The organism is Mesorhizobium sp. M7A.F.Ca.CA.004.12.1.1 (genome assembly GCF_003997835.1).
Lineage (GTDB): Bacteria > Pseudomonadota > Alphaproteobacteria > Rhizobiales > Rhizobiaceae > Mesorhizobium.
This window is the reverse complement of record NZ_RZRK01000509.1, coordinates 1-4,502: the sequence shown is the minus strand read 5'-3', so window position 1 is coordinate 4,502 and position 4,502 is coordinate 1. Positions and strand designations below refer to the sequence as shown.

General features: G+C 62.7%; 3 protein-coding genes. All 3 read right to left on the bottom strand.

Annotated elements, in window-relative coordinates; translation table 11 throughout:
* A partial coding sequence (locus EN984_RS23775) for a biotin/lipoyl-binding protein (RefSeq protein ID WP_127272074.1) occupies window positions 1–803 on the bottom strand: 803 nt, incomplete at its 3' end.
* A 19-nt stretch (window positions 804–822) separates the two neighbouring features.
* Window positions 823–2,496, bottom strand: a complete 1,674-nt coding sequence (locus EN984_RS23770) for a type I secretion system permease/ATPase (protein ID WP_236383531.1) — start codon at window positions 2,494–2,496, stop codon at window positions 823–825.
* A 190-nt stretch (window positions 2,497–2,686) separates the two neighbouring features.
* Window positions 2,687–4,502 (bottom strand): VCBS domain-containing protein (locus EN984_RS23765; protein ID WP_206517468.1); only part of this gene is annotated, 1,816 nt, incomplete at its 5' end.

The window sequence follows — 4,502 nt, the reverse complement described above, 5'->3', positions numbered from 1 at the left end:
GATAGTTTGGCTCGGCGCTCATAGGTCAATTGGGCGATCTGCCCGTTGAGTTCGGCTTTGCTCTGTTGGCTGCCGGCTATAGCGCCGAGGTTCTCGTCGATTAGGCCCTGCAGATCCGAGGCCGATCTTTCCAATTCCAGAATGCGCGGGCGGGTCGTCAATCCAGCCTTGAGCAGCTTTGACAGGCTGGCCTTCTCGTCGATCGTCGATTGCATCTGGGCCTGGTAGGATTGGACCCGAGCCTGCTTGCCCTGGATCTGCTCCTCGAGCTCGGCGATCCGCCGCTCGAGAATCTGCCTGGCGCCGGCCATCGAGGCGCGCTGGCTTTCCAGGTCGGCGATCTGGTTTGCCATCGCATCCCTGAGGTAGGCCTCGTGCTCCTTGAGGATGTCCTTGGGAAAGGCAACAGCCTCGCTGCCATCCAGTTCGGCCCGAATCCTGGCATCGGTTGCACGCAGCAGCGCATATTGCTGGGCATAGAGATTGAACTCGGATCGTATCATGGTGTCGTCCAGCTTCAGCATTATGTCGCCCTTCCTGACGACGTCGCCATCCTTGACGCGGATTTCCTTCACCGTTCCGCCGTCGAAGTGCTGTACGCTCTTGCGATTGCCTTCCACCTTGACGATGGCGTCGGCGAGCACGGCGCCGTTCAGTGGGGCAAAGGCTGCCCAGCCGCCGAAGATACCGAAGAAGGCAACGATGATCAGCAGGCCGATATAGGCTGGCACCCGGATCGAATCCGGAGCGAGGATGCCGGTTTCCCCGGGCAGGCTTCGGTAGGTAAGGGCGCCGTCGCTCATCGCTCTCTCCAAACACGGCTCATTGCGTTACCACCGCCATTGGAGCCGCGCGCTGGTTGAGCAGCGCCACGATCTCGTTTCTCATGCCGAAGGCCTCGACCGCGCCATCGCGCAACAGAAGGATCTTGTCGACATTCGCCAGGGTCGAGGGCCGGTGCGAGACGATGATCACCGTGCTGCCCCGGCGTTTGAGCTCGATCGCACACTCGCTCAGCGCGCGGTCGCCATCGGCGTCCAGATTGGAGCTCGGCTCATCAAGAATAATCAGGTTCGGCGTTCCGAACACCGCACGAGCAAGAGCGATCCGTTGCCTATATCCTCCCGACAGCACTGCGCCGCCTTCGCCAATCTGGGTCTCATAGCCTTGCGGCAGGCGGATGATCATCTCGTGCACGCCGGCGAGCCGCGCGGCCTCGATGACCTCCTGGTCGACATTGGTCTTGAAGCGGCCGATGTTGGCGGCGACCGTATCGGAGAAGAGTTCGATATCCTGCGGCAGGTAGCCGATGTGGTCACCAAGCGCGTCGTGTCCCCAATGCGACAGATCGGCGCCGTCCAGCCTGACGGTGCCGCGGCTGGGTTGCATGACGCCCGCGAGATGACGAGCCAGCGTTGACTTGCCGGCGCCGGACGGGCCGACAATTCCCAGCGCCTCGCCTGCGTCCAGCCGGAATGATACGTCCCGGAGCAGCACTTTCTGCTGGCTGGCAATTGCAAAGCTGATCTGCTCGACCGAAATCTTGCCGGTTGGCTTCGGCAGGTTGAACGATCTTGCGTTCTGCGTGCCCCCGTCGACCAGTTTGTGAACCCTCGCCAGCGCCGCCCGCGCCAGGATCAGGCTGCGCCAGAGGCCAACGATCTGTTCGACGGGCTGCAGTCCTCTGCCCAGCAATATGCTGGCCGCGAACATCGAGCCGGCTGTGGTCTGCCGTTCGATCACCAGATAGGCGCCGAGGCCGAGGATCAGCGACTGCATGGTCAAGCGAAGGAACTTGATCATCCCCGACATCAAGGCGGCGCGGTCGCTGGCTTGCGTCTGGCGTTGAAGCGCCAAGCTGCGGTCGCGTCCCCAGCGGCCGATGAGGCCTTCGATCATGCCCATGGCGCGAATGACTTCCGAGTTCCTCAGGCTCATATCGGTGAAATTGTAGTTGGCCGTCGCCAAGTCGTTGGCCTGCTTGAGCGGGGCGCGCACCAGATATTCGTTGAGCACCGCCATGGTGACGAGCAGCAGCGACGAGCCGAGCGCAAAGAAGCCGAGCCAGGGGTGCAGCAGGAAGATGATGGCGATGTAGATGGGCGACCATGGCAGGTCGAACAGCGCATTGATGCCCATGCCAGTTATGACCTGCCGGAACGTGTCAAAGTCACGCACTGGCTGGCTCTGAGAGGAGCCCGACTGCGTGGTTTCGACCGACGCGGCCACGATCCTCGCGGACAGCAACCGGTCGAGGCGTACGCTAGCCCGGGTCAGGATCGTGGCACGCATGAGGTCGAGACCTGCCAGCGCAAGGAACGCCGCCAGGAGCGCGATGGTAAGCATTACCAGCGTAGTCTGGCTACCGCTGGTCACAACACGGTCGTAGATCTGCAGCATATAGAGCGGCGAGGCGAGATAGAGCAGGTTGATCGCCAGGCTGAAGCCTGCCGCGATCAGGAAATAATGACGGCACGCCAGAAGGGCGTCCTTCACAATCTGCGATTTTCTTTCGAGACTCAAATACCCAGCGGAGAACCGCCCCCCTGTCCACCTGTATGCCGATACTATCCCCGATCCTTCAGCCGGCCACGCGGCCCGTCGGTAGTCCCGTCGTAAACCTTAACGCGGAGGCCCAATCACATCGAGCAACGAGGTGAGCCGCAAAGCGACTCACCTCCTGGTTTCAAAGCACGAAGTCGCTCGCCGTCAGTCCGAGCCCGGTACCGGTCAGCGTGATCTGGAAATCGGCGCCTGTGTTGCCGGTTACGTCCGCACGGACGATTGTGTTGCCGCCACTTTCCGACCACGTGATACTGCTGGCGACGGTATTCACATTCTGCCCTCCGAACAGGAACGCCTGATCACCGGCGGCTCCGCTGGCGTCGATTGAGGACAGGTCGATCTTGTCGACCCCATGCACGAAGTCGGTGATGGTGTCGAAACTGCCGGCACCCGGCGCAGAATCCGCAACGGCTGATCCGTAATAGAATGTGTCGGCGCCCAGACCGCCGCTAAGCGTGTCGGCGCCGGCACCACCGACCAGCCGGTCATTGCCGTCGCCGCCGGACAGGGTATCATTAGCGCCTTGGCCTAACAGCGTGTCATTGCCGGCCAGGCCAAAGATCTGGTCCGCCCCGCCATTGCCGTAGAGTATATCGTCGCCGCCTACGGGGCTGCTGAGATTGTCGCTTGAGTTGCCATTGCTGCCGGTGATGACCTGGAAAGTTTCGGAATACTGGTAAGCAGGCCCGACCGGATCGCCGACCTGCGTTGACTGCACGGTTATGGAATACGCCTTGCTCGGCGAGAGATCTCCCGAGCTCAATGTGTTGCCGGCGATCGAAAACAGTCCAGGGTCCGATTGCGAGGTGATGCTGTAGACGAAGCCGCCGGGATCTGCATCGGTTGCGGACAGTGTTCCCGTGAACTGGAACGAACTGAAAGTCACATTGTCCGTCGTAGTGCTCGGTGTGAGCTGAATGTCCGTCGGAGCAAAGCGCGGCGGGGCATCGGCGGTGCCGAGGACGTCGATGGCGACCGACGTGTGGGTGCCGTCGGCGCTGACCACATCGAAGTTTTCGGTATAGTGCTGGCCGGCGACGAACTCGTCATGGGCCGAGCTTGCCGTGTAGGTCCACGCACCAGCCGCATTAATGGCGAAGGTGCCGTAGGTACCGGCGGTGGCGGCCTGGGCGACGAAGGTTGCGGGGCTGTCGACGTCCGAGATGGTCAGTGTGCCGGAAGTCGAGATATCTGCTGCCGAGTTGGTCTCGGTCAGGTTGGCCGAGGCAGACGATAGCACCGCCGCGTCGTTGGCGCCGTGGATGGTGATGTCGATCACCTTCTGTGTGCCGTCGAGGGTGGTGACCGTCACCAGTTCGTGCAGAGTGGTGTTCGCGCCGGTGCTGTTGAGCGCCTGAACGGCCGCGTTGGCGTCGTCCAGGGTGTAGCTCCAAGCGCCGTTCACGTCCATGGAGAACGTGCCATAGGTCTTGGCGACGGCGGCCTGGGTGTTGAAGGTCGCCGTATTGTCGACATCGGTCGCATTGAGATCGCCGGTCGCCGGCGAGGTGCCGGCCGTGGCGTTGGCAACGCCGGAGGCTTCGGTCAGCGAGCCGCTGGCATCGCCGGTGATCACCGCCGCGTCGTTGGCGCCGTTGATCGAGATGACGATGTCCTTGGTCGTGCCGTCGGCGGTCTGCACGGTGATGGTGTCGGTGAGTGCCGGATCGCCGGTGTTGAGCGCCTGGACGGCGGCATCATCCTCGTTGAGCGCGTAGCTCCACTCGCCGGCCGCATTGATGGTCAGCGTGCCGTGGGCGCCGTTGGTCTGCACCGAGAAGTCGGTGCCGCTGTCGACATCGCTGGCGTCGAGATCGCCGGTCGCCGGCGAGGTGCCGGCCGTGGCGTTGGCAACGCCGGAGGCTTCGGTCAGCGAGCCGCTGGCATCGCCGGTGATCACCGCCGCGTCGTTGGCGCCGTTGATCGAGATGACGATG